Below are 25,796 nucleotides of genomic sequence, written 5' to 3' on the forward strand. Positions count from 1 at the left end.
CCGCCGTGGCCACCGTCGCCACCGCTACCAGCGGAACTGAAGTGCACGCCTGCCGCGCCGCCCGCACTGCCGCCGTCGCCGCCGGTGCCGCCGGTGCCGCCGGTCCCCGCGGCGCCCGCGCTAGCGCCGGGGCCGCCCGCGCTGCCACCCGCGCCGGCGGCCCCACCGTTGCCACCGTTGCCGCCGTGGCCGCCACCGGAGCCGTTCGTGTCGGCGCCCCCGGTGCCGCCGTGGCCACCCTGGCCGCCCTGGCCGCCCTGGCCGCCGTCGCCGGCATGGCCGAATAGGGCCGAGCCCGCCCCGCCGGCGCCACCGGCCCCGCCATTCCCGGCTAGGCCGCCCTGGGTGCCGTGGGCACCGCCGCCGATGGTGGTCGGGGTGACACCGGCCCCGCCGGTCCCGCCGGTCCCCCCGGCACCGCCGGCACCGCCGTTGCCGTAGAGCAGCCCGCCGTTGCCGCCGGCCCCCCCGTTCCCGCCTGCGCCACCGGGGCCGCCGTTGGTGCCGCCGCCGGACACCGAGCCCGCGGTGCCGGTGATGCCGGCGCCGCCGGCTCCGCCGTGGCCGCCGTTGCCGAAGAACCAGGCGTTGCCGCCCTTGCCGCCCGCCTGGCTGGAGGCGCCGGACCCTCCGTCGCCGCCGGGACCCCACAACAGCCCGCCGGGCCCGCCGTTTTGCCCGGTTCCCGGCGCCCCGTTGCTGCCCTTGCCGATCAGCGGGGTCCCCAGCAACAAGTTGGTGGGCGCATTGATCACCGCGCGCACGTCTTGCCACAGCGGCCAGAGGGCATCCAACGGCGAGGCGTTGGCCGCTTCGGTCAGCGAATACGCGCCGCCCGCGCCGCTTAACGCGTGCACAAACTGGTCGTGAAATGCCGCCGCCTGCGCACTCACCGATTGATAGGCCTGGGCGTGGCCCGAAAACAGCGAGGCGATCGCCACCGAAACCTCATCGTCGGCGGCGGTCACCACCGCGGTGGTCTGGGCCGCCGCTGCCGCGTTCGCGGCCCCCACGGCTGAGCCGATGCCCGCCAGGTCTGAGGCCGCCGAGGCCACGAACTCTGGAACTGCCACTACATACGACATCGCTACCCCTGCCGCGTCGCCGACGTATCGCTGCATCGGATGGATATGAGAGATATGAAATTGGCGGAATCGTACGATTCCGATCCGCTGTCCGTGCGTTCCGGCAAACCTTTCACCGCTTGCGTCAAGTCGTAGGTTATTGCCGTGCGCTTGTGAAATCCTTGCGTCTGATCGGGACGGATCAAGCCGAGCGCTCGGTCACCCGCAATCCGAGCGAGAACACCAGCCGCACCTCGGGATCCGACAGCGACGTCGCCAATAGTTTTTCGATCCGGCGCACCCGGTAGCGAACGGTGTTGGGGTGCACTTGCAGCGCCCGGGCGGCGGTTGCGATGTCGCCGAAGCTGTCCAGGTAGGCCCGCAGCGTCGCAGCCAGCACCGGGTCTTGGGCGCGCAGGTCGCGTATGCGCGGATCGACCAGCCGCTGGTCGGCGCCCATCAGGGTGACGATTTCGTCGAGCAGGACGGTCGTGCGCGCTTCGGCCAGCGTGGTCACCTGTCCGATCGAAACCGGATGTCGCTCAGCGCTATCGAGCACGCGGTCGACCTCCGCGCGCGCAGCGGCGAGCTCGGTCGGACCGGCCACCGACGCGGCGATGGCGGCCCGCAGCTCGATGCCGAGTTCGGCGCGCAGGGAGCCGATCGTGCCGCGCACCCATGAGGTGACCGACCGGGTCTGTGTCCGTGGCAGCAGCACGTAGACCCGCGATTCGTGAGACGCGACCTGGGCGTCTCGCCGAAAAGCGCTGGCGCTCAACGCCAACACGTCCGCGATCCGCGGGTGGGGAGCACGCACGGTGTCCCAGCCGACCAGCGCGGCGGGGCCGTCGGCGGAGAGGCCGAGTTCGTGGGCGACGGCGGCCGCGTCGGCGGGTTCGTCGGTGAGCCCGAGTAGCTGCTGCACCCGTCGCGCATGGGTTGACGGACGGGCCGCCAGCCGCAACATGATTCGCGCGGCGAGGACCGCGGCCCCGCGCAGCATGTCCTCGGCGTCGTCGGCCAGGGGCTGCGAGCCCAGCTGCACCCAGATGGCGCCGGCGAACAGCGGCGGTCGGCGGGGGCCGGTCGGTGGCTGGTGGATGCCGATCGCCAGCCGGGGGCGCAGGCCGAGCTCGGGGCGCTCGGCAACCCGGACCACCTCGCCGCTGGATCGCAGCGCATCGAAGATGCCCCACTGGCCGATCCACTCCAGGTGCTCGGGGGGCCCGGCGCGGCCCAGGATGGACAGGCGGCGCAGTTCGTCGGCCTCGTCGTTGGAGGCCGAATACGCGAGCACGTGCGACTGGGCGTTCTCGATGCTGACCATGCCGTGGATGCGGTCGGCCAGCGACTGCGCCAGGCCGAACAGGTCGGTGCCCGAGTCATCGACGGGGTCGCCGCGATCGCCGTGATGTTCCAAAACGTGATTGACCAACTGGTAGAGCCGCTCCCACCGGGCCCTCGGCTCCACGGCCACCACCGCCGCGCCGGCCACGACCGCCGCCGCGACGAGGTCGTCCGAAGGCTCCTTGGCGAAGATCGCCACCGGGACTCGCTCGCGCGCCTGCTTGTCCACCCACCGCCGAGCCTCGGCGTCGGCGACTCCCAGCAGGAAGAAGACGTCGGCCGAGCCCGCCGCCTCCGCCAGGCCAAGCCGCACATCGTCGGAATCGATCAGCGCCGCCGACCCCACGGGGAGATCCAGGCCCCGGGGGGCGTCCACCAGGCTGACCAGCGTCGCGTCCAGCGCGAGCAACAACTGGCCCAGCCCGACGCCCACCACCTGCATATTGTCGGATCTTACTAGCAATAGCGCTAAGACTTGTCCAATCGGCCAACAAGATCGGGCGCCGCGCCGGGGATCCTGAGCAGCATGGACGCGATCACCCAGGTACCAGTCCCGGCCAACGAGCCGGTCCACGACTATGCGCCGAAATCCCCGGAACGAACCCGCCTGCTCGCCGAATTGAGCGCCCTCGCCGATCGGCCGATCGAGCTCCCGCACGTCATCGGCGGCGACCGCCGGATGGGGGAGGGCGAGCGGATCGATGTCGTCCAGCCGCACCGGCACGCCGCGACGCTGGGCACCCTGACCAACGCCGTGCACGCCGACGCGACGGCGGCCATCGAGGCCGCGATGGCCGCGAAGAAGGCCTGGGCGGCAACTCCTTTCGACGAGCGTGCCGCGGTGTTCCTGCGCGCCGCCGACCTGTTGGCCGGACCGTGGCGCGAAAAGATCGCGGCCGCAACGATGCTCGGCCAATCCAAGTCCGTCTATCAGGCCGAGATCGACTCGCCGTGCGAGCAGGTCGACTTCTGGCGGTTCAACGTGGCGTTCGCCCGCCAGATCCTGGCGCAGCAACCGATCAGCGGGCCCGGCGAGTGGAACCGCAGCGACTACCGCCCCCTGGACGGCTTCGTCTACGCCGTCACGCCGTTCAACTTCACCTCGATCGCCGGCAACCTGCCGACCGCACCCGCGCTGATGGGCAACACCGTGGTGTGGAAGCCGTCGATCACACAAACCCTGTCGGCCTATCTGACCATGCAGCTGCTCGAGGCGGCGGGCCTGCCGCCCGGCGTGATCAACCTGCTCACCGGCGACGGCTTCGCGGTGTCCGACGTGGCGCTGGACGATCCCCGGCTGGCGGGCATCCACTTCACCGGGTCGACGGCCACCTTCCAGCACCTGTGGCAGCGGGCGGGCGCCAATATCGGCCGCTACCAGAGCTATCCGCGGCTGGTCGGCGAGACCGGCGGCAAGGACTTCGTCGTCGCGCACGCGTCGGCGCGTCCGGAAGTGCTGACCACGGCGCTGATTCGCGGGGCGTTCGACTACCAGGGGCAGAAGTGCTCGGCCGCGTCGCGGGCGTTCGTCGCGCACTCGGTGTGGCAGCGCATGGGCGATGACTTCCTGGGCGAGACCGCCGCGCTGCGCTACGGCGACATCACCGACCTGACCAACTACGGCGGCGCGCTGATCGACCGGCGGGCCTTCCTCAAGAACGTCGACGCCATCGAGCGGGCGAAAGGCGCGCCCGGCGTCACGATCGCGGTCGGGGGCGAATACGACGACAGCGTCGGCTATTTCGTGCGGCCCACCGTGCTGCTGTCCGACGACCCCACCGACGAGTCCTTCGCGACGGAATACTTCGGCCCGCTGCTGTCGGTGCACGTCTACCCCGACGACCAGTACGAACGAATCCTCGACGTCGTCGACACCGGTTCCCGCTACGCGCTGACCGGCGCCGTCATCGCCGACGACCGGGCGGCCGTGCTGACCGCCCAGGACCGGCTGCGGTTCGCCGCCGGGAATTTCTACGTCAACGACAAGCCGACCGGTGCGGTGGTCGGTCGCCAGCCGTTCGGGGGTTCGCGCGGGTCCGGCACCAATGACAAGGCCGGTTCGGCGCTGAACCTGCTGCGCTGGACGTCGGCCCGCACGATCAAGGAGACGTTCGTGCCGGCCACCGAGCACACCTATCCACACATGGCGGCCGACTGATGGCCGGCATGTTCGCCCACACGGTGCGCCCGGCGATCACGGCGGTCAGTCGCTGGGAGGCGTTGCGCCGCACGGCCGAACGCATGCCGGTCACGCGCAAGGTGGTGGGCCGGTTCGTGCCCGGCGAAACGATCGACAGCGTGCTGGACAGCGTTGGCGCGCTGCGCGATTCGGGCCGCCTGGTCAGTGTCGACTACCTGGGCGAGGACGTCGCCGACGTCGACGACGCCGACTCGGCGGTGCGGGTGTATCTCGATCTGATCGACAGGCTGGGCCGGTTTGGTGCGGTGGGTGGTGGCGCCCGGCCGCTGGAGGTGTCGCTGAAGCTGTCCGCGTTGGGTGAGGCCCTGGATCGCGACGGCGAGAAGATCGCCCGCGAAAACGCCTGGTCGATCTGCGACGCCGCGCGGCGGGCCGGTGTGTGGGTGACGGTCGACGCCGAGGACCACACCACGACCGATTCGACCCTGTCGATCGTGCGCGACCTGCGGGCCGACTTCCCCTGGCTTGGTGCGGTTCTGCAGGCTTACCTGCGCCGCACGCGCGGGGATTGCGAGGAATTCGCGACGTCCGGTGCACGGATCCGGCTGTGCAAGGGCGCCTACGACGAACCCGCGTCGGTGGCTTACCGAGACGGCTGCGACGTCACCGATTCGTACCTGCGCTGCCTGCGGGTGCTGATGGCGGGCAGCGGATATCCGATGGTGGCGTCGCACGATCCGGCGGTGATCGAAGCGGTTCCCGGCCTGGTGCGTGAATCAGGCCGGGGTGTCAAAGATTTCGAATATCAGATGCTGTACGGCATCCGCGACGGCGAACAGCGGCGGCTCGCCGACACCGGTAAGCAGGTCCGGGTGTATGTGCCGTTCGGCACCCAGTGGTATGGCTACTTCATGCGGCGCCTTGCCGAAAGACCGGCCAACCTGGCCTTCTTCGTGCGTGCGCTGACGCACTGAGTGTCTCTGCGATCGTTGCGGGCGGCGAGCGCTCTAACGAATCGCGTCGCTTAGGTTGGTCAGGCTCGCCCAGCTCAAGCGGTCAAACGAGAACATGTAGCCATCCGAACCCAACGTGACAGCATGGAGTGCGTACCCTAACCTTTGAACGCAGAGACCGATCACCGTATTAACGACAACGTTTCAAGTCGCGTTATTTATAAGGTGGGAACTCGATGAGTTTGCAAGAGCAAATCAGCAGCCGGTCGAAGGAGATCCATACTGACGGGTATGGAATGTCCATCGGCGAAGTTATGTCCATGTACAGAGACGGGGATCTGGATATCCACCCGGAGTTCCAACGGATATTCCGCTGGGACATGGGGCAGAAATCGAGGCTGATCGAGTCGATTCTATTGGGTATTCCCGTTCCTCCGATCTTTGTATCCCAACGGGATGATGGCGTTTGGGATGTTATTGACGGTGTGCAAAGGCTCTCGACCGTCTTACAGTTCGTCGGTGTCTATCGGGATCACACGAATAAACTAGTGCCTGCTGAACCTTTATTGGCAACAGAGTATCTGCCGGACCTCGAGGGTTATCGGTGGCAAAACGAGGCCGAAGGAGACAGGGCGTTCACGGCCGCTATGCAACGCGACTTCAAACGGTCCAAAATTGAGTTCCGAATTATCAGAAAAGAATCTGATAAGAACGCAAAATATGACCTATTTCAACGTCTGAATTCAGGTTCTCAGCTCTCGCCTCAAGAGGCGCGTAATTGCTTACTTGTAATGTTAAACCCTGAGTTATATTCGACGCTCGATGAGTTGTCCAAATATGGCGCCTTCCTGAACACTGTGCCGCTATCGGAGCAAAAAGAAAGCCAAGCGTATCGGCAAGAGCTTGTACTGAGATTCTTCTCGCAGGGGGCGTATGCGGGAGGGGAAGCCGAGCTGCGTTCCGAATACGGAGAGTACCTAACCGATTGGCTCCGCCGGACGGCCTCAGGCGATGGACCCGACGAGATAAAACCCGCCGCCTTCCGTGAGTGCTTTGATGTCATCGATCGAGCTTTGGGTGAAGATGCATTCCGTCGGTATGACAGGGGTAGGCATCTCGGCCCGTTCTCAATTTCAGGATACGAATTCATAACCTCCGGAGTCGCTGCCAATATCGACAGATGGAAAGACCGCCCCGAATCTCTAGCAGATAAGATACGGTCAATATGGGGTGCTCCTGACTTCCGCGAGAACTCCGGGACAGGGGTCAGCCCTCGACGGCGCGTGCCACGGTTAATTGTGCGGGCTCGCTCGTATTTCGCCGAAGACTAGTTGTATGCCAGCGCGTACGGTCGATGAGCTGCAAGATCGCCTTGACGAGGCACTCGCCTGGCGGCGCATCGAGTTGAGCGCCCTGAAAGGGCTCATCGAAAGTAATGAATCGATGCCCAATAACCCACCTGTTAGTCGCAGCCTTCGCCGGGCTGGAGTAGCGATGTTGTATGCGCACTGGGAAGGTTTTGGGAAAGAATGCCTCCAATCGTATGTGGATTTTATTAGTCGGCGGCGCCTTAAGCTGCAGGAATTCAACGACGAATTACTGCGGGTTTGCCTGATGCATACGGTGCGTCGTGCAGATTCTGGAGATCTCTCGGCGAAAGGAGAGCTTGTTGAATTGGTCAGACGGCGGGGTGAGCTTCGTTTGCCGTTTCCGAAATCTCAAATGGTCGATACGCAGGGCAACCTACGCTCGCATGTTCTTACTAATATGCTGAAAGATTTCGGATTGCAATCAATTGACTTTGAACTTCGGGAAAACCTAATCGATAGAAGGTTATGCGATACGCGGAACTCAGTTGCGCATGGTCGAGAAACCTGCCCGGAAGTAGGAGAATTTTCTGAACTCCACGCCGAAGTTCTTGAGATGATGGAATACCTCCGGGACCTTGTTCTCGGGGCGGCGCGAGCTGGTACATATCGAAGCGCGGCCGCCGCGTCTGCTGACGAGCTCACGTCTGTGCATGATCAAAATAGTTCTTGAAGCCATTGGATTGCGCCGTCGCGAGGCAGACCCCAATTCGCATGCTAAGTCAAATACCCGCCCCAGCTTGATTGCACGGTAGCCGGGCGTAGCCTCTGCGCTATGAGCCTGGTCATCGACGAGATGCCCCACCTCGGCATCACCCGGCTGTCGCGGTGGATCTTCAACTGCTACGTGCTGCGAAGCGGCGACGGCGCGGTGGTGGTCGACGCCGGGCTACCGCGGGTCGCGGCCGATCTCGCGGCCGTCCTGAGTCGCGGCGGAACCCTGCACGCCGTGGTGGCGACCCACGGCCACAGCGATCACGTCGCCGGCGCGGCGGAGCTCGCCACGCGCCACCGCGTCCCAATCTGGCTGCCCGAGAACACACTTACCTACCTCGACGGGGTGAAGCCGCGCACCCCGACCCCGGCCCGGGCCGCGAGCATCTGGCCGACCATGATCGACCAGCCGCTGGATCGACGGGGCCTGGCCGGGCTCCTCAGCGGTGCCCGGGTGGCGGGATATGGCACGCCGGCCGGCATGCGTTGGACGGGTCCGCCCCCCGGTGGCGGCCTCGCCGACGGCCAGTCGGTGCCCGGGGCGCCGGATTGGACCGTGGTCGCGGCGAACGGTCACACCGATGACAGCATCGCGCTCTGGAATCCGGCGACCCGCATGCTGCTGTCCGGTGACGCCGTGCTCACCGTCCGCGGCCAGGCCTGGCACACACCGGAAATCGTCGACACCGCGAGTGCGGCCGACACCCGCAGGCGCCTCGAAGAACTACCCGTCGCGCATCTATTGCCGGGCCACGGCCGGCCGGTTCACGCCGCCGAGACCGTCTGGGCCCAGCAGCGCCGCTGATCCCTAACCGCGCCGGGGCCGCGGGCGGTCGCTGGCGAATCCCCGGACCACGTGCGCGCGCACGAACTCGGCCGCCACCTCGGGGTCGTCCATGTCCAGCGTGGACGACGGCGTGCTGAACAGCGAAAAGAGTATGCGCGCGAACCATTCCCCGGCGGCCTCGACGTCGAGGTCTTTGCGGACCTCGCCGGTGAGCCTGGCGGCGGAAAGGTAGGGCGCGAAGAAGTCGACGCATTCGCGCAGCAGCACCGCGGCGTCTTTGGTGAGCAGCAGGCTGATCGCGTCCTCATCAAAGTACTTCTCGGAGGCGATGACCCGCCGCGCCTGGGTCACGAACACCGCCGCACGGCTCAGCTTGTCCTCCAGTGAGCTGCCCTGGTCCATCGCCTTGGACATCTCGCAGTAAAACCGCTCGGAGGCGTGTTCGGCGCACGCTTCGACGATCGCGCCCTTGTCGCTGAAGTACTCGTAAATGGTGCTGCGTGAAACGCCCGCTTGCTTGGCGATGTCGACGATGGTCGCCTTGTCCAATCCCTGTCTGCCGAAACAAACGAACGCGGACTCGACGATGAGTTCGCGCGTATCGGTGGTCTGCGCCGCCTGAGTCATGGCACCAACGCCCCGCGCGGCACCAGTCCGGCATCGGCCGAGGCGAAGGCTTCGTTGACGTCGGCGAGATGGTACGGCTTGGGCATCAGCCGGTCGAACGGAAAGTCGGTGTGCTGCAGGAAGGACAGCCCGGTCGCCAGCGTGACGGGGTCGTAGAGCATCACGCCGCGCACGGCCTTGTTGCCGTAGACCAGCGAGCTCGGGTCGAGCTCGAACGTGCGCCCCATCCCGACGTTGCCGACCTCGAGCAGCGTGCCGCCGTTGTTCAGAAAGCCGACCCCGTCGGGGATGACACCCGGCACCCCGACCACCTCGAGCACCCAGTCGGCGCCGATGCCGTCGGTGTGGGCACGGACCCGCTCCGTCACCTCGAAGATCGAGATTCCGCTCGCGTCGATGCACAAGGTGGCGCCGAAATCGGCCGCGACGTCCAGCCGTTCGGGGATCTTGTCGATGACGATGACGGCGGCCGCGCCGGCGGTGCGGGCCACGGTCGCGGCGTTGATGCCCAGCCCGCCCGCGCCCTGGATGACGACGGTGTCGCCCAGCCGCACCTCGCGCAGCGCGAACAACACCTGGGCCAGGGCGCAATTCAGCGGCGCGACGGCCTCGTCGGCGAGATCCTCCGGCACCTTGTACAGCGGCTGCCGCCGGCTGGTGTAGTAGTACTCACCGTGCGCGGCAACGAAATGCGGCTCCTGGTCGTGGGTGCGGTACTCGCCGGCCATCAGGTTCTGGCACGCGTGAGGCCGGCCCCGTGCGCACGCGTGACACTGCCCGCAGGTCCAAAAGTACGGTGTGACGATCCGATCGCCGACGGCCAGCGGCTTGCCGGTCGCATCGGTGGTCAGCCCCGCACCGAGTTCGGCTATCTCGCCGACCATTTCGTGGCCCAGGGCGAAGGGGCATGGCAAGGGCAGCTCGCCGCGGAAGATGTGCAGGTCGGAGCCGCAGATGCCGGCCATCCGAAGCTTGAGCGCGGCGGTCCCCGGGGCGGGCGCGGTGAGCGGGAATTCGGCCAGCTCGATCGGCCCCCCGGGTGCGGTCAATACCGCGAGCTTGGGCATGAGCTTCCCCCTTAATCGGCAGGCGCGAGGATCAGTCCGCTGGTGGGCACGCCGGTTCCCGACGTGACGAGCACGTGCTCGACGTTGTCGACCTGGTTGTGCGAGGTGCCACGGACCTGGCGCACGCCCTCGGTGATGCCGTTCATGCCGTGGATGTAGGCCTCGCCGAGCAGACCGCCGTTGGTGTTGATCGGAAATTCCCCGCCCAGAGACAGCCGCTCGACGGTGGCGAAGTCCTTGGCCTCGCCGCGCCCGCAGAAGCCGAGCTCCTCGAGCTGCGTGAACACGAACGGCGTGAAATGGTCGTAGATGAAGGCGGTTTGGATGTCCTGGGGCTTGAGGCCCGAATCGCGCCACAGCCGGTCGCCCACCACCCCCATCTCCGGAAGCCCCGTGATGTCCTCGCGGTAGTAACTGGTCATCATCTCGCCGTTGGCGGCCGCGCCCTGGGCGGCCGCGGTGATCACCGCCGGCGGCTGGCGAAGGTCCCGGGCGCGTTCGGCACTGGTCACGACCAGGGCGACCCCGCCGTCGCTCTCCTGGCAGCAATCCAGCAGCCGCAGCACGGGTTCGACGATCCAGCGCGAATTCTGGTGGTCTTCCAGCGTGATCGGGCGCTGGTAGAACCAGGCGTCGGGGTTGCGGGCCGCATGGGCGCGGTCGACGACGGCGATGCGGCCGAAGTCCTCGTTGGTCACCCCGTACGTCGACATGTAGCGCTGGGCGTGCATCGCGACCCAGGCCGCCGGCGTGAGCAATCCGAACGGCGCGTAATGCGCCATGAACAGCGGGGTCTCGGCGCTGGTGCGGCCGCTGCCGCCGAAGCGGAAGCCGGAACGTTCGTTGAACGCGCGCCAGCACACCACCACGTCGGCGACGCCGGTCGCGACGGCCATCGCCGCATGTACCACGGTCCCGGCCGCCGCACCGCCGCCGTGGTGCACGCGGGAGAAGAAGCTCAGGTCGCCGATTCCGACGTTGCGAGCGATGTCGATCTCGTCGCTGGAGTCCATGGTGAAGGTGACCATGCCGTCGACGTCGGCGGGCGTCAGGCCGGCGTCGTCGAGCGCGGCACTGACCGCCTCACAGGCCAATTGGAGCTCGCTGCGCCCGGACTCCTTGGAGAACTCGGTCTGGCCGATCCCGACAATGGCACAGCTGCCCGGCAGCGAGCTGCTCATGCGCCGTCCCCGTCGAGCAGGCTGAGCACCGCGGTGCCCGAGACGTGATCGCCCAGGCTGTTGGAACCCTTGAAGGTCACCTCGACGAAGTTCTCGCCGTCCGAACCCTCAGTCTTGGACGTCACGGTGCCGGTGAAGCGCAGCGGATCGTCGGGAAAACACGGCACGCCGAGGCGGATCGACAGGTTCTTCACCATCGCCTCGGGACCCGCCCAGTCGGTGAGGAAGCGCACGCAGTAACCGTTGGTCGTCAGGATGTTCATGAACAGGTTCGGCGAGCCCTGCTTCTTGGCGAAGTCGCGGTCGTGGTGTACCGGCATGAAATCCCGCGACGCGATCGCGCCGGCGACGATCATCGTTGTGGTGATCGGGATTTCGAGCGCGCTCGCCTCGTCGCCGACGTTGATGTCGGCCCACCTGAGCGTCGAGCGGGGCTTGGCTGCTGTCATGGGGGTCATCGGATTCCTTCCGGATAGGTACTGCCGATGCTGGCGAGCTGGGCAGGCGCGGGACCGAGGGCCAGCTCGTTGTGTTTGGCCCACAGGAAATAACGGTGCAGCGGATAGGTGACGTCGATCCCGATGCCGCCGTGGACCTGCTGGGCGGAGGCGGCGACGCGGGAGCCGGCCTCGGCGGCCCAGAACTTGGCGATGCGGGCCGCCCGGTCGGCCTCGTCCGAGGGTCGTCCCCGCGCGATCAGCCAGGCCGCATGCCAGGTGGTCCAGCGGATCGCTTCGACGTCGATGAAGGCGTCGGCCAGCCGCTGCTGCACCGCCTGAAAGCTGCCGATGGGCCGCCCGAATTGCTCACGCCCGCTGGTGTACTCGGCCGCGATGCGCAGGGCGCGCTCGCAGACACCGAGCTGAATCGCGCACAGGCCGACCAGGGCCCTGGTGTACAGCGACCCAACCGGTCCGTCGAGCCGGTCGTGCGCGGAAACGGTTGCGCCGTCCAGGAATACATCCGCGTGCGGTTCGCGGTTGGTGGTTGCGACCGGGCGGATCTCGACGCCGCGGGCGTCGGTGGGCAGCAGGAACAGGCCCACATCGCCGTCGTCCACGGCGGCCGGAATCAGGATGGTGTCGGCGAGCTGGGCGGCCGGCACCAGCTCCTTGGCGCCGTCCAGTCGCCAGGACTGGCCGTCGCGACGGGCCGCGGTGGACGGGCTGATCGGATCGGATCGGCCGGGCTCCTGCAGCGCCGCGCTCAGGATTCGGGCTCCCGTGACGACGCCGGGCAGGAACCGTCGCTGTTGTTCCGGAGTTCCGTGCCGGGCGATCGGGTCGGCGCCCAGCACCAGCGTCGCGTAGGCGGGCACCGGGGCCACGCTCCAGCCCACCTCGGCGAGCAGCACGCCCAGCTCCAGGAACCCACCGCCGTTCCCCCCGGACTGCTCCGGCAGCGCCGTGCCCAACAGGTCGGCGGCGGCGAGCTCGCTCCACAGCGCGGCGTCATAACGGCTCTCGCCGGCCTCCAGTTCGGTCAGCCGGTCGGGGGCGGCTCGGCGCTCGAAGAGCTCGCGGGCGAGCTTGGCGATGGTCTCTTGCTCTTCGGTGAACGTGAAATCCATTGCGTCACCTACCGGACAGGCCGGAACTGGTGCAGCACCAGGTCGTTGTCGAAATTCTGGTAGCAGACCTCGACCGGCATCCCGACCGTGACGTCGGCGGGGTCGATGCCACACAGGTTCGACACCAGCCGCACCCCCTCGTCGAGCTGCACCAGCACCACGATGTAGGGATACTCGAAGAACGGGAATTTGGGCTCGTGCGGCATCACGTAGCTGTAAACCGTGCCGCGGCCGGAGGATTCGACGGCTTCCCAGTCCAGGGAACGGCAGTGGGGGCACATGGGCCGCGGCGGGTTACGCAGCGTTCCGCATCCCTTGCAGCGCTGGATCAGCAGCTTGTGCTCACGCAACCCGTTCCAGAAGAACTCCGTGTCCGGGCTGATCGCCGGTGCCAATCGCGTGGTCATCAGTTCTCCGGCCTGAAGCGCAGCACCCGGAACCGCTGGCGCCCGAGCACCTCACCGTGCTGATCGGTGTAGGTGATGAGCCAGGTCAGAAAGAACCCGGTGCCCAGCGCCGTCTTCTTCTCGTCGGAAACGTCCTCGAACACCGACGTCGAGCTGATGACGTCGCCCAGCCGGGGATAGCGCTCGATCTCGAACTCGGAGTTGGTCGCCACCGTGCTGCTGTAGCCCGCGTCGTCGAGGAACGCCGTTGGGTTGCTGAGGATCTCGACGGGTGCGCCGCCTCGCTCCCGGATGCCTTCCAGCTTCGGGGACGGCATCGTCCAGGTTTGCAGCATGACCGGCGGCGACACGATGCCGCCGAACCGCGACGACGCCGCGAACTCCGGATCGAGGTAGACGGGGTTCATGTCGTAGAGCGCATGGGCCCAGTGCCGGATCATCGGCTGGTTGACCGGATCCGGCGCCACCGTGGGCAGTCCGGTACCGCCGGTGGGTTGGCCGACGAGTGCCCGCAGCTTCGCGAGCACCTCGGAATCTTGGTCGGTCATGATCCTCCTGTTGTCGGCTGGGCGCGAAGGTCGCGGGGCGCCCTCGGCATCCCCAACCCGGCCATGGCGATGATGTCACGCTGAATCTCGTTGGCGCCACCGCCGAACGTGTTGATAACCGCGAAGCGGTAGGCGGATTCGAGGGCCCCGCGCAGCGGTGCGTCGGCGCCGGAGCGTATCCCGTTGCCGTCGAGCACCTCCAGCAGCTGGCGGGCGACCTGCTGGGTGAGCTCGGTGCCGAAGACCTTGGCGGCCGACGCCTCGCCCATGCTGAGCGCGCCCTGAGACATGGCCGCGTTGACCCGCGCGTTGACGAGTTTGTAGGCGGCGACCTGCGCCTCGACCCGGGCCAGCGCGAGCTGCACCCACGGCTGGTCGATGACGCGGCCACCGTCGAGCTCGGTGGTGGCGGCCCACTCCAGGGTCTTCTCGAACAGGGGCTCGAGCGCGCCCAGGTTGCCCAGCGCGGCGCGTTCGAAGTTCAACTGCGTGGTGATCAGCTGCCAGCCCTGGTTTTCGCCGGCCACGATTGCACTGGCCGGTACGCGCACGTCGTCGTAGAACGTGTAGAAGGTGGAGACACCGGGCATGGTGTGCAGCGGCTGCCAGGAGAACCCCGGCGACGAGGTGGGCACGATGAAGATGGAAATACCCTTGTGCTTCTTGACGTTCGGATCGGTGCGCGCGGCCAGCCAGATGTAATCGGCGTAGGCGGCGCCGCTGGTGAACATCTTCTGGCCGTTGATCACCCAGTCCGCTCCGTCGCGCACCGCGGTGGTGCGCAGCGACGCCAAATCGCTGCCCGCCCCCGGTTCGGAGTAGCCGATCGCGAACTCCACACTGCCGTCCAGGATCGCCGGCAGAAACGTCCGCTTCTGTTCGTCGGTGCCGTACTGCATCAGCGTCGGCCCGACGGTGTTGAGGGTCACCAGCGGGATCGGGGCGCCGACCCGCTGCGCCTCCTCGGAGAAAATGAACTGCTCGATCGCCGAGAAGCCCCGCCCGCCATACTCTTTGGGCCAACCCACGCCGAGCAGGTCGGCGGCACCCAGGGCGCGGACGCATTCGCGGACGACCGGGCCGCCCTCGACGCCCTCGCCCACCGCCGCGCTGCGCTGCGGCGTCATCACCTGTTCCAGCGCGGCGCGGATCTCGGCGCGCAGCCGCTGCTGCTCGGGCGTGTAGTCGAGCTCCATCACTCGCCCGTCCCGAGCCGCACCGGCATCCGCTTCACGCCGGGCACCATCGTGGCGCGCATCCGGTCCACCTCGCCGACCAGCTCCAGCCTGGGGAAGCGCCGCAGCAGCTCCTCGAACATCACCGCGGCCTCCAACCGGGCCAATTGCGCACCGACGCAAGAGTGTTCACCGCAGCCGAACGCGATGTGCGGATTCGGGTGACGGGTCACCTTGAACTCTTCGGAGTCGGGACCGAAGACGTCCTCGTCACGGTTGGCCGACCCGTACAGCATCACCACAATGTCGCCCTCGGCGATGCGCTGCCCGCGGATCTCGACGTCGGCCGTCGCGGTGCGCGCCATGTGCACCACCGGGCTGTTCCAGCGCAGCATCTCTTCGACGGCACCCGGGATCAGCGATCGATCCTCGACCAGCAGGCGACGCTGGTCGGGATGGGCGATCAACGCCAACGTTCCCAGAGCGATCAGATTGCGGGTGGTTTCGTTGCCGGCGACCAACAGCAGGAACGCGAAGTTGAGCAGGTCTTCGTCGGTGAGCCGGACCCCGTCGATCTCCGCGCCGGCCAACACCGACAGCAGGTCCTCGCGCGGGCTGCTGCGCCGGGCGGCGATCAGCTTCTGGAAGTACTCGTAGAGCTGGCCCAATGCCACCACGGAGTCGAGTTCGATCTCCGGGTCGGCCGTTCCGGTGGCCGCGTCAGACCACTCCCGGAACTGCTCCCAGTCGTCGGGCGGGGCGCCGATGAGCTCGGCGATCATCCGGGTGGGCAGCGGCGCGGCGATCTCCTCGGCGAACTCGAGGACCGAATCCGGTTCGATGCCGTCGAGGATGCCCCGGACGATCTCACGGATCTTCGGCTCGAGCACGGCCACCCGCCGGCGGGTGAACCCCGAGTTGATCAGCTTGCGCAGCTGCCGGTGCCGCGGCGGATCGGTGAAGATCAGGTTGCCCTCCTGCACCGGGTTGGGCTGCTGGGGGTCGGGGATGCTGATGCCCTTGGTCGACGTGAAGAGGGACGGGTTGCTCGACACGAAGCGGATGTCCTCGTATTTCAGCAGCGCCCAGAAGTTGGTCACGTCGTTCCAGCACACCGGCATGGTGGCCCGCAGCTCCCGGTACGCCGGGTAGGGATCGCCCGCGTAGAAGTCGGGGGAGTGCAGCGGATAAGTGGTCTGCACGGCAGGCCTCCTTCGCCAGGCGCATCCGACACATCATGACAATGTGTCTTGCGACGTTCTGTCTACTCTGTGCCGATCGTCCCTGTCAATACGTCCGCAATGGGCTGAAATAGTGGAAAATTCGCGAAATTGGTGATTGACGCCGGGGTGCCGGCGGTGAACACTGGCTGTCTAGATGACCGACGTTCGGGTGAGGAAGCGCGCATGACCGAGCTACAAACTCCGCGATCTCTTGTCGACACCTACCGGCTCTACATCGACGGCCGCTGGGTCGAGGCGGAGGACGGTCGCTACGACGACATCAATCCGGCCACCGAACGATCGATCGGCACCGCGCCCGACGCCAGCGTCGCCCAGGTCGGTGCGGCGATCGACGCCGCGCGCCGGGCCTTCGACAGCGGGCCGTGGGGCCGCACGGGTCCGGAGGAACGGGCCGGCTGCCTCAATCAGCTCGCCACGGCGCTGCTGAAGCACGCCGACGACTTCTTCGCGCTGTCGCAGTCGGAGTGGGGCTGCGTTTCGAACGAGCGGATGATGCAGATCGACGGGGCCGGATACATGTCGATGCACGCGGCCCAGCTCGCCGCCCAGCTGGGCGAGGAAGCGGTGACCGGAATGAGCGCCGGCACCACGTTGCTGAGTCACCAACCGCTGGGCATCGTATCTGTCCTGACTCCTTGGAACTTCCCGCATTGCCTCAACGTGATGAAGCTCAACCACGCGCTGGCCGCGGGCAATACCGTCGTGCTCAAGCCCTCGCCGCTGACCCCGCTCGCGGGGCTCGCTCTCGCGCGGATCATCGACGAGGAGACCGACATCCCGCCCGGCGTGGTCAACGTCGTCACGCCCTCCGGCGTCGAGGCCGCCCGGCTGCTCACCACCGACCCGCGCATCGACATGGTGAGCTTCACCGGCAGTTCGGTGGTCGGGCGCCAAGTCATGTCCGCCGCCGGCGACACCATGAAGCGGATCCTGCTGGAACTGGGCGGCAAGTCGGCCAGCATCGTCCTGGACGACACCGAGGTCACCGACGAGATGTTGCGGCAGATGCTGTTCGACTCGTGCTCGCTGCACGCCGGGCAGGCCTGCATCCTGCACAGCCGGATGCTGCTTCCCGATTCGCTGCACGACGACGTGGTCGACCGGCTCGTGGCGCTGGCCCGCGACGTCAAGGTCGGCGATCCCACCGATCCCGACGTGCAGATGGGGCCGCTGATCAGCGCGGCGCAGCGGGACCGGGTCCAGGCGCACGTCGACGCAGCGGTCAACGACGGAGCTCGGCTGGCGACCGGTGGCGGCCGCCCCGCCGGCCTGGACATCGGATTCTATTTCGAGCCGACGATTCTCACCGGTGTCGATCCGGATTCGACCATCGCCCAGGAGGAAGTGTTCGGGCCGGTGTTGACGGTGCTGCGCTACCGCGACGACGACGACGCGGTCGCCATCGCGAACAACTCTCAGTACGGACTTTCCGGAGCGGTGTGGGGCGGGGATGTGGACCGTGCCGTCGGCGTCGCGCGACGCATCCGCACCGGGCAGGTCGCGGTCAACGGGTGCGGTCCCGGCGGCGCGCCGTTCGGCGGGTTCAAGCTGAGCGGATTGGGGCGGGAGGGCGGCGGCATCGCCGGGCTGCACCAGTACATGGAGTCAATGGCGATCGGGGTTCCCGCGTGAGCGGACCCCTCACGGGGTTGTCCGTCGTCGAAGTCACCAAGGAGATCTCCGGCCCTTATGCGGCAAAGCTTTTCGTCGACCTCGGTGCGGAGGTCACCAAGATTGAGCCGCCGGGCGGAGATCCGCTGCGCGACTGGGGTCCGTTTCCCGGTGGGGTTCCGGATCCCGATCGTAGCGGATTATTTCAATACCTGAACGCCGGCAAGCGGATTGGGGCGTTTCAAGATGCTCGCGAGCTGATCGCGGGTGCGCACCTGCTCATCGAGAACTTCCCGCCCGGAACGCTGGAAGGCTGGGGATTCGACCGCGACAGCTTGCGCGGGCTCAACCCAAACCTGGTGCTGCTCCGCATGTCTGCATTCGGCCAGTCCGGGCCGTGGCGGGACCGGCCGGCCACGTCGCTGACACTGCAGGCGGCGTCGGGCTGGGTCAGCGCCCGCGATCCGGACCGTCCGCCGGTGCAGGTCGGCGCGCGGATCGCCGAGTACGTCGCGGGTGCCTACGGCGCGCTGGGCGCGTTGACCGCACTGCGGTGCGCATCCGATGAGGTTGTCCAGGTTGATGTTTCGGAATTCGAATCGTTGCTATCGACGCTGCCGTATCCCATGCTGATGGCGCAGAAGATGCTCAGCCTTGGCTTGCCCGCCGACGCTCGGGGGGCTCCCATGTTGGGGGTGGTCCGCGCCGCCGACGGCTGGGTGGGAATCAACTGTCTGACGGGCCAGCATTGGCTGGATGTGTGCGCGATGCTGGGCCTGCCCGAGTTCGGCGAACAGCAGATTCCGATTATGTTGGGCGGCCCCGAACGCGCCGAATTCTATGCTCGCGCAGAGCCATTGCTCGCTGAGCAAACCGTCGCCGAGATCGTCGACCTGAGCCAGGCGTTGCGGATTCCGGCCGCCCCCGTCAACGACGGCGCCACCGTGCTGGAATGTCCGCAATACGCCAAGCGCGAGTTCTTCATCGATGGTCAGGGATTCCAGCGCGCCGGCGCGCCGTTCCGGCTGACTAAAGGCCCTGTGGTGCAGCATCATCCGGCGTCGGTTCGGGCGTCGGGGGCCCTCCCGTTCGCGGAGCTGAAGGTGCTCGACCTGAGCACCTTCTGGGCGGGCGCGTATCTGACCTGCTACCTGGGCGCGTTCGGCGCCGACATCGTCAAGGTCGAGTCGATCCAGCGCCCCGACGGTTTCCGCTACTCCGGCGCGTTTCCCTTCGAGGGTGACGACTGGTACGAGCGTAGCGGCCTCTGGCAGGCCACCAACCTCAACAAGAAAGACCTCACGCTGGACCTGACCTCGCGGCGCGGCCGGGAAATTGTCCGGCGACTGGCCGCGCAGGCCGACGTTGTCGTGGAGAACTTCTCGCCGCGAGTGGTGGAGCAGTTCGGTCTGGACTACGAGTCGCTGGCAGCGCTGAAGCCCGACGTGATCATGATCCGGATGCCCGGTTTCGGGCTGCAGGGCCCCTGGCGCGATTACGTCGGGTGGGCGCTGAACTTCGAGCAGACCGGGGGGATGTCGGCGGTCACCGGGTATGCGGACGGGCCGCCGTGCAACCCGCAGGGGCCCGCCGATCCCGTCGTCGGCGTGCATGCCGGGGTGGCGCTGCTGGCCGCGCTCGAGCACCGGAGCCGCACCGGCGAGGGACAGCTGATCGAAGTCGCCCAGATCGAGGTCGCCGCCGCCGTGACCGCCGAACCGGTGATCGAGTACTCGATGAACGGCGTGGTCCAAGCGCGGGAAGGCAACCGTCGGCGCGGCTACCTGCAGGGCGTATACCCGACGAACGGGGACGGCGCGTGGGTGGCGCTGTCGCTACCCGGGGATCCGGAAGTCGACCATGACGCGTTCGACGAAATGGTCGCCGCGTGGACCCGCACGCAGGCTCCCGAGGCGGTCGTCGGAACCCTCGCGGCGCAGGGGATTCCGGCCGAACGCGTGATCACCGGCGACCGGATGTATGACATCGCCCAGCTCGACGCGCGCGGGTTCTACGAGGAGTTCGTGCATCCCGTCACCGGATCGCACCGCTATCCCGGCTGGCCGTTTCGGATCGCCCCCGGGCCGGCACGCCACCACCGCAGCGCCCCGCCGACGTTGGGTCAGCACAACGACGAGATCCTGCGCGGGCTCGGCCTTTCCGCGGACGAGCTGGCCGCGTTACGGGCCGAACGGGTCATCGGGGAGCGGCCGCTCAACGCGTAGGTCGTGAGCCTTTGGTAAACGGCTCGTCACATGCAAAGCTGCTGGACATGGTCATGGAGATCGCACGCCCCAAGCTCGAGGGCAACATCGCGGTGGGGCGGGACCGCCAAATCGGCTTCGCCGAGTTCGGCGCCCCCTGGGGTCGCGCGGTCTTCTGGCTGCACGGCACTCCCGGCGCCCGCCGCCAGATCCCGATCGAGGCAAGGGTCTACGCCGAACAGCACAACATCCGCCTGATCGGCATCGACCGGCCGGGCATCGGATCGTCGACGCCGCACCGGTACGAGAACATCCGTGCGTTCGGTGACGACCTGCGGACGATCGCGGACACGCTGGGCATCGACAAGATGGCGGTCATCGGGCTGTCCGGCGGCGGCCCGTACGCGCTGGCGTCCGCCGCGGTGCTGCCCGATCGCGTGGTGGCGGCCGGCGTGCTGGGCGGCGTCGCGCCGTTCCTCGGCGAGGAGGGGATCACCAGCGGTCTGATGAACCTGGGCAAGCGGTTGGCGCCGCTGCTGCGGCTGGGTGGTGACCCGCTGCGGATCGGCGCGAGCCTGGTGGTCCGGATGATCCGTCCGGTCGCGAATCCCGCGCTCTATCTGTATGCCGCCATATCGCCGGAAGCCGATCGGCGCCTGCTGACGCGGCCCGAGTTCGGAGCCATGTTCCTCGACGACCTGCTCAACGGCAGCCGCAAGCAACTGGCGGCCCCCTTCAACGACATCATCCTGTTCACCCGGGACTGGGGCTTCCGGCTCGACGAGGTCAAAGTCCCCGTCCGCTGGTGGCACGGCGACAGCGACCACATCGTCCCGTTCGCCCACGGCGAACACGTCGTGTCCTTGCTGCCCGACGCCGAGCTGTTGGTGTTGCCCGGCGAAAGCCACCTCGCCGGGCTGGGTCGCGGCGAAGAGATCCTGTCCACCCTGATCAAGATCTGGGACGAGCAGGCCTGACGCTGCCGGGTAACCTGCAGGCGTGCTGCTCGCGTCGCTGAATCCCTCGACCGTTACCACCACGACCGACCTCGCCGACGCGGTGCGGATCGACGGCGCCACGCTCAGCCGCAGCGATTTGATCGGTGCCGCAACGTCGGTGGCCGAGCGGGTCGCGGGCGCGAACCGGGTCGCGGTCCTGGCCACGCCGAGCGCGTCCACCGTGCTCGCGGTCACCGGCTGCCTGCTCGCCGGCGTGCCCTTCGTGCCGGTGCCCTCCGACGTCGGCGTGGCCGAACGCCGGCACATGATCACCGACTCCGGGGCGGAGGCCTGGCTGGGCCCCGAGCCGGAAGACCGCGACGGGCTGCCGCACATCCCGGTGCGAGCGCACGCCCGGTCCTGGCACCGCTACCCCGAGCCGTCGCCGGACGCGACCGCGATGATCATCTACACGTCGGGCACCACCGGGCTGCCCAAGGGCGTGCAGCTGAGCCGCCGAGCGGTCGCCGCCGACCTCGACGCCCTCGCCGAGGCGTGGCAGTGGACGGCCGACGACGTCCTGGTGCACGGCCTGCCGCTGTTCCACGTGCACGGGCTGGTGCTGGGCCTGCTCGGGTCGCTGCGGATCGGAAACCGCTTCGTGCACACGGGAAAACCGACGCCGGCCGGGTACGCGCAGGCGTGCTCGGAATGGGGCGGATCGCTGTTCTTCGCGGTTCCCACCGTGTGGTCGCGGGTGGTGGCCGACGGCTCGGCGGCCGAGGCGCTGCGCCCGGCACGGCTGCTGGTGTCCGGCAGCGCGCCGCTGCCGGTGCCGGTGTTCGACCGGCTTGCCGAGCTCACCGGGCACCGCCCCGTCGAGCGGTACGGCGCCTCGGAATCGCTGATCACCATCTCGACGCGGGTCGACGGCGAGCGCCGCCCGGGCTGGGTCGGCCTGCCCCTCGCCGGCGTGGAAACCAGGCTGCTCGACGACAACGACCACCCGGTGCCGCACGACGGGGAAACCGTTGGGCGGCTGCAGGTTCGCGGGCCGATGATGTTCGACGGCTACCTGAACCGGCCCGAGGCCACCGCGGAGGCGTTCGCCCCCGACGGCTTCTACCGCACCGGCGACGTCGCGGTGATCGACGGCGGCGGCATGCACCGCATCGTCGGGCGCGAGTCCGTCGACCTGATCAAGTCCGGCGGATACCGGGTCGGCGCGGGCGAGATCGAGACGTCGCTGCTGGGGCACCCCGGCGTGCAGGAGGCGGCCGTCGTCGGGCTGCCCGACGAGGACCTGGGCCAGCGCATCGTCGCCTACGTCGTCGGCACGTCCGACCTGCGGGCCGACGACCTGATCAACCACGTCGCCCAGGAGCTCTCGATACACAAGCGGCCGCGGGAGGTCCGCCTGGTGGCGGCGCTGCCGCGCAACGCGATGGGCAAGGTCCTCAAGAAGCAGCTGCTCGCCGAGGGCTGAACGCCCGACTTGGGCCGCGAGCGCGCGCAGATGTACACGCTTTACGGCGTGTCGCCGTACAAACACGCGCGCTCGCGGTCCTGCGAGACGGCGAACCTTCACCTACCGTCGTAGGCGTGACGGAACTGCCGACGGTTGCGGCCGGACCCGCGTCGACGCCGATGAGGCGGGTGGCGGCGGCGTGTCTGGTCGGCTCGGCGATCGAGTACTACGACTTCCTCATCTACGGCACCGCGGCGGCGTTGGTGTTCCCGACGGTGTTCTTCCCGCGACTCGGTTCGACGCTGGGCATCGTCGCCTCGATGGCGACGTTCGCGACGGCGTTCCTGTCCCGGCCGCTGGGCGCGGCCGTCTTCGGGTACTTCGGCGACCGGCTGGGCCGCAAGAAGACGCTGATCGCCACGCTGCTGATCATGGCCGTGTCGACCGTCAGCGTCGGGCTGGTGCCCAGCACGGCCGCCATCGGTGCGGCCGCCCCCCTGATCCTGGTCGTGTTGCGGCTCATGCAGGGGTTCGCCGTCGGCGGCGAATGGGCGGGGTCGGCGCTGCTGAGCGCCGAGTACGCGCCCCCCGGCAAGCGGGGCCGCTACGGCATGTTCACCCTGCTCGGCGCCGGCACCGCGGCCGTGCTGGCCAGCGTGACCTTTTTGGGCGTCAACTTCAGCATCGGTGAAAAGAGCGCCGCGTTCATGCAGTGGGGATGGCGGCTGCCCTTCCTGTTCAGCGCGGGGCTGATCGGCATTGCGCTCTACGTGCGGCTCAACATCGACGAGACCCCGGTGTTCGCCGAGGAGAGGGCCCGCGACCTGGTCCCGAAGGCCCCGCTCAAAGAGCTGTGGCACCTGCAGCGCCGCGAGATCCTGCTGGCCGGCGGCAGCCTGCTGGGCGGATTCGGTTTCGGCTACCTCGGCCACACCTACCTGCTGATCTACGCGAATTCGCATCTCGGGTACACGCGCGGCTTCATCTGGTCGGTGGGCGCGTTGACCGGCCTCGTCAGCATCGCAACGGTCGCGGCCTCGGCCACCCTGTCCGACCGGGTCGGGCGCCGCCGCCTGATGCTGCTGGGCTGGTCCCTGCTGCTGCCGTGGGCGTTCGTGGTGATGCCGTTGCTGAACACCCGCAACCCGGCGCTGTACGTGGTGGCCGTCGTCGGGATGGCCGTCGGTGGTGCGATCGGCGCCGGGCCCACCGCCGCCTTCATTCCGGAGCTGTTCGCCACGCGGTACCGCTACAGCGGATCGGCGCTGGCGCTCAACCTCGCCGGAGTCATCGGCGGGGCCCTGCCGCCGCTGCTCGCCGGGACGCTCCTCGCGACTTACGGCAGCTGGGCGATTGGCGCCATGCTGGCCGCGCTGACGTCGATCGGCCTGGTCTGCACCTACCTGCTGCCGGAAACCAACGGCACGACGCTCGGGTCCCGCTTCGAAGAGATGCCCCGCTGACTCAGTTGGCGTGCAGGTCCTCGTTGAGGGCGATGCCCTGACCGTCGCGGGCCACCACCTCGACCGCCCCGGTGACCGAGTTGCGCCGGAACAACAGGTTGTTGGCGCCGGACAGTTCGCGGGCCTTGACCGCGTTGCCGTCGGGCATGGTGACCTTGGTGCCCGCCGTGACGTACAGGCCGGCCTCGACGACGCAGTCGTCGCCCAGTGAGATGCCCAGGCCCGCGTTGGCGCCGAGCAGACACCGCTTGCCGAGCGAAATGACTTGCGTACCACCGCCGGACAGCGTGCCCATGATGGACGCCCCGCCGCCGATGTCCGACCCGTCGCCGACCACCACGCCGGCCGAGATGCGCCCCTCGACCATCGACGCGCCCAGGGTGCCGGCGTTGTAGTTGACGAAGCCCTCGTGCATCACCGTCGTGCCCGGCGCCAGGTGGGCGCCCAGCCGCACCCGGTCGGCGTCGGCGATGCGCACCCCGGTCGGCAGGACGTAGTCGACCATCCGCGGGAACTTGTCCACGCCGTAGACGGTCACCGGACCGTGGCGGCGCAGCCGCGCCCGGACCGCCTCGAAGCCCTCGATCGCGCACGGCCCGCGATTAGTCCACACCACGTTGGTCAATACCCCGAACAGGCCGCCGGCGTTCAGCCCGTGCGGCGCCACCAACCGGTGCGACAGCAGATGCAGCCGCAGGTAGGCGTCGTAGGCGTCGGCGGCCACCTCGTCGAGCGAGCCGATGACCGTGCGCACGGCGATGGTCTCGGTGCCGCGCTCGTCGTCGCGGCCGACCAGCGCAACGAGCTCCGGCGGAACGTCCGACAACGCGAGCCGCGACGTGCCGCCGGTCCCCGGTTCCGTCAGTTCCGGTGCGGGAAACCACGTGTCGAGCACCGACCCGTCGTTGGCCAGCGTCGCTAGCCCTACACCTACCGCCCCTTGCGCTCCAGTCACGGCGGTCAGGTTACTTTCCTCACCGGGCAGACCACAAAAGGCCCCGATTCCCGTGAGGAATGAGCCCGACCGCCGTCGGCGTTGACGGTCGTGATGATCAAGGTATTCGGATATTTGAAGCGCAAGCCCGGTCTGTCGGCGCAGGAGTTCGCCGACTACTACGAGAGCAATCACGTGCCACTGGTATTGAGCAAGGCGTTCACGCCGACGGTTTACAAGCGCAACTACCTCCAGCGCGGGGACGCCTTCAACGTCGAAGGCGACGAAATCGGCTTCGACTGCATGACGGAGCTCGTCTTCGCCGATCGAGACGAGCTGCTCGCCTGGCTGTCCAGCCTCGGCGGGGATGAAATCGCCCGCGACGAAGAGAACTTCATCGATCGTGCCGCGACCCGGGCGTACGTGGTGGACGAGCGCACCACCGCGGGATAAGCGCTCCCTACGCCGGCCGCTGCTCAACGGCGCCGATAGGCGGCGTTTCGTCGTACCCGAATGTCCGCTGAGCGCTTCTTCGGGCTGCCGGTATCGGCGGTCACGCAGACCCCGAGCGTTCGGCCGGTGTCGGCGTCGACGAACGACAAGGGAGCCGCTCCGTCGTGCAGGTACGTGTCACCCCACTGCACCAGCGACATGAAGATCGGAAGCAGGTCCTCCCCGGCCTCGGTCAGCCGGTACTCGTGTCGCGCACGGCGTCCCGGTACCTGATAGGGAATGCGGGCAACGATCCGCGCCGACTCAAGCTGTTTGAGCGCGCGGGAGACCGCCGGCGCCGATGTTCCGATCCGCTCCACAAAATCCTCGAACCGCGTTGTCCCGAAGAATAATTCACGGATCACCTGGAAAGCTGTCTTGGTGCTGAGCAGCTCGAGCACGTTCGACATCGAGCAGGCGTCGCCGATCGACCACTGCTGCCGGTCTCGCAGCTGCTCCTCGAACTCCATGCGGGTCCCTTCTAACTAATGCTTG

At 67.8% G+C, this 25,796-nt stretch carries 24 protein-coding genes; 11 read left to right on the forward strand and 13 right to left on the reverse strand.

Annotated elements, in window-relative coordinates:
* Positions 1-1,085, reverse strand: a 1,085-nt coding sequence (locus A5787_RS20510) for a PE family protein (protein WP_156764052.1), incomplete at its 3' end; no start/stop codon positions are given.
* Between the two features lie 181 nt (positions 1,086-1,266).
* Positions 1,267-2,853 (reverse strand): CdaR family transcriptional regulator, encoded by a 1,587-nt coding sequence (locus A5787_RS20515; protein ID WP_156764053.1) that lies wholly within the window; start codon positions 2,851-2,853, stop codon positions 1,267-1,269.
* A gap of 84 nt (positions 2,854-2,937) precedes the next feature.
* Between A5787_RS20515 and pruA the strand changes: the two genes are divergently transcribed.
* From pruA to A5787_RS20530, 5 genes are all read left to right on the forward strand, one after another.
* Positions 2,938-4,569, forward strand: a complete 1,632-nt coding sequence (gene pruA, locus A5787_RS20520; protein WP_066970400.1) for an L-glutamate gamma-semialdehyde dehydrogenase — start codon at positions 2,938-2,940, stop codon at positions 4,567-4,569.
* A complete protein-coding gene (locus A5787_RS20525) occupies positions 4,569-5,525 on the forward strand; it encodes a proline dehydrogenase family protein (RefSeq protein ID WP_066970403.1) in 957 nt (318 codons plus the stop codon). The genes pruA and A5787_RS20525 overlap by 1 nt, the downstream gene beginning before the upstream one ends.
* A gap of 215 nt (positions 5,526-5,740) precedes the next feature.
* Entirely contained in the window at positions 5,741-6,835 is a 1,095-nt protein-coding gene (locus A5787_RS26980) for a DUF262 domain-containing protein (RefSeq protein ID WP_082977348.1), read from the forward strand.
* 4 nt (positions 6,836-6,839) lie between these two features.
* Positions 6,840-7,544, forward strand: coding sequence for an MAE_28990/MAE_18760 family HEPN-like nuclease (locus A5787_RS27460; protein ID WP_156764054.1), 705 nt, complete (start codon positions 6,840-6,842; stop codon positions 7,542-7,544).
* 102 nt (positions 7,545-7,646) lie between these two features.
* The gene (locus A5787_RS20530) at positions 7,647-8,390 is read left to right on the forward strand and encodes an MBL fold metallo-hydrolase (protein ID WP_066970406.1); all 744 of its coding nucleotides are present in this window, start codon (positions 7,647-7,649) and stop codon (positions 8,388-8,390) included.
* Between the two features lie 3 nt (positions 8,391-8,393).
* Here the strand turns inward: A5787_RS20530 and A5787_RS20535 are convergent, their stop codons facing one another.
* From A5787_RS20535 to A5787_RS20575, 9 genes are read right to left on the reverse strand one after another with little or no spacing between them, the layout of a single operon-like run.
* Complete coding sequence (locus tag A5787_RS20535) at positions 8,394-8,999, reverse strand: TetR/AcrR family transcriptional regulator (protein WP_066970410.1); 606 nt, start codon at positions 8,997-8,999, stop codon at positions 8,394-8,396.
* Positions 8,996-10,066 carry a zinc-binding dehydrogenase gene (locus A5787_RS20540; RefSeq protein ID WP_066970413.1) on the reverse strand — a complete coding sequence of 357 codons (1,071 nt, stop codon included), beginning with the start codon at positions 10,064-10,066 and terminating at the stop codon, positions 8,996-8,998. Before A5787_RS20540 ends, A5787_RS20535 begins: the two co-directional genes overlap by 4 nt.
* Positions 10,067-10,077: 11 nt before the next feature.
* Positions 10,078-11,247, reverse strand: coding sequence for a lipid-transfer protein (locus A5787_RS20545; RefSeq protein WP_066970416.1), 1,170 nt, complete (start codon positions 11,245-11,247; stop codon positions 10,078-10,080).
* Positions 11,244-11,696 carry a MaoC family dehydratase gene (locus tag A5787_RS20550; protein WP_066970419.1) on the reverse strand — a complete coding sequence of 151 codons (453 nt, stop codon included), beginning with the start codon at positions 11,694-11,696 and terminating at the stop codon, positions 11,244-11,246. Before A5787_RS20550 ends, A5787_RS20545 begins: the two co-directional genes overlap by 4 nt.
* Positions 11,697-11,701: 5 nt before the next feature.
* A complete protein-coding gene (locus tag A5787_RS20555; protein ID WP_066970422.1) occupies positions 11,702-12,817 on the reverse strand; it encodes an acyl-CoA dehydrogenase family protein in 1,116 nt (371 codons plus the stop codon).
* Positions 12,818-12,825: 8 nt separating this feature from the next.
* On the reverse strand, positions 12,826-13,224 hold the full coding sequence (locus A5787_RS20560) for a Zn-ribbon domain-containing OB-fold protein (RefSeq protein WP_066970425.1): 399 nt from the start codon (positions 13,222-13,224) through the stop codon (positions 12,826-12,828).
* Positions 13,224-13,772, reverse strand: a complete 549-nt coding sequence (locus tag A5787_RS20565; protein WP_066970426.1) for a MaoC family dehydratase N-terminal domain-containing protein — start codon at positions 13,770-13,772, stop codon at positions 13,224-13,226. The genes A5787_RS20560 and A5787_RS20565 overlap by 1 nt, the downstream gene beginning before the upstream one ends.
* Positions 13,769-14,968 (reverse strand): acyl-CoA dehydrogenase family protein, encoded by a 1,200-nt coding sequence (locus A5787_RS20570; RefSeq protein ID WP_066970428.1) that lies wholly within the window; start codon positions 14,966-14,968, stop codon positions 13,769-13,771. The genes A5787_RS20565 and A5787_RS20570 overlap by 4 nt, the downstream gene beginning before the upstream one ends.
* Positions 14,968-16,149 carry a cytochrome P450 gene (locus tag A5787_RS20575; protein WP_066970429.1) on the reverse strand — a complete coding sequence of 394 codons (1,182 nt, stop codon included), beginning with the start codon at positions 16,147-16,149 and terminating at the stop codon, positions 14,968-14,970. Before A5787_RS20575 ends, A5787_RS20570 begins: the two co-directional genes overlap by 1 nt.
* A gap of 204 nt (positions 16,150-16,353) precedes the next feature.
* On the opposite strand from A5787_RS20575, the gene A5787_RS20580 reads away from it, so the two are divergent.
* From A5787_RS20580 to A5787_RS20600, 5 genes are all read left to right on the forward strand, one after another.
* Entirely contained in the window at positions 16,354-17,823 is a 1,470-nt protein-coding gene (locus tag A5787_RS20580; protein WP_066970430.1) for an aldehyde dehydrogenase family protein, read from the forward strand.
* The gene (locus A5787_RS20585; protein ID WP_066970431.1) at positions 17,820-20,027 is read left to right on the forward strand and encodes a CaiB/BaiF CoA-transferase family protein; all 2,208 of its coding nucleotides are present in this window, start codon (positions 17,820-17,822) and stop codon (positions 20,025-20,027) included. Before A5787_RS20580 ends, A5787_RS20585 begins: the two co-directional genes overlap by 4 nt.
* A 47-nt stretch (positions 20,028-20,074) precedes the next feature.
* The gene (locus tag A5787_RS20590; protein WP_066970432.1) at positions 20,075-20,983 is read left to right on the forward strand and encodes an alpha/beta fold hydrolase; all 909 of its coding nucleotides are present in this window, start codon (positions 20,075-20,077) and stop codon (positions 20,981-20,983) included.
* Between the two features lie 22 nt (positions 20,984-21,005).
* Entirely contained in the window at positions 21,006-22,430 is a 1,425-nt protein-coding gene (locus A5787_RS20595) for an acyl-CoA synthetase (RefSeq protein ID WP_066970433.1), read from the forward strand.
* Between the two features lie 161 nt (positions 22,431-22,591).
* Positions 22,592-23,875 carry an MFS transporter gene (locus tag A5787_RS20600; RefSeq protein ID WP_066970493.1) on the forward strand — a complete coding sequence of 428 codons (1,284 nt, stop codon included), beginning with the start codon at positions 22,592-22,594 and terminating at the stop codon, positions 23,873-23,875.
* 1 nt (position 23,876) lies between these two features.
* Here A5787_RS20600 and dapD read toward each other — a convergent pair whose 3' ends face one another.
* Positions 23,877-24,830, reverse strand: coding sequence for a 2,3,4,5-tetrahydropyridine-2,6-dicarboxylate N-succinyltransferase (gene dapD / locus A5787_RS20605; protein WP_066970435.1), 954 nt, complete (start codon positions 24,828-24,830; stop codon positions 23,877-23,879).
* A 93-nt stretch (positions 24,831-24,923) separates the two neighbouring features.
* Between dapD and A5787_RS20610 the strand changes: the two genes are divergently transcribed.
* Positions 24,924-25,262, forward strand: a complete 339-nt coding sequence (locus A5787_RS20610) for an EthD domain-containing protein (protein ID WP_066970437.1) — start codon at positions 24,924-24,926, stop codon at positions 25,260-25,262.
* Positions 25,263-25,285: 23 nt separating this feature from the next.
* Here A5787_RS20610 and A5787_RS20615 read toward each other — a convergent pair whose 3' ends face one another.
* The gene (locus A5787_RS20615) at positions 25,286-25,771 is read right to left on the reverse strand and encodes a helix-turn-helix domain-containing protein (protein ID WP_066970439.1); all 486 of its coding nucleotides are present in this window, start codon (positions 25,769-25,771) and stop codon (positions 25,286-25,288) included.
* Positions 25,772-25,796 lie beyond the last annotated feature (25 nt).

Source organism: Mycobacterium sp. 852002-50816_SCH5313054-b (assembly GCF_001667185.1).
GTDB lineage: Bacteria > Actinomycetota > Actinomycetes > Mycobacteriales > Mycobacteriaceae > Mycobacterium.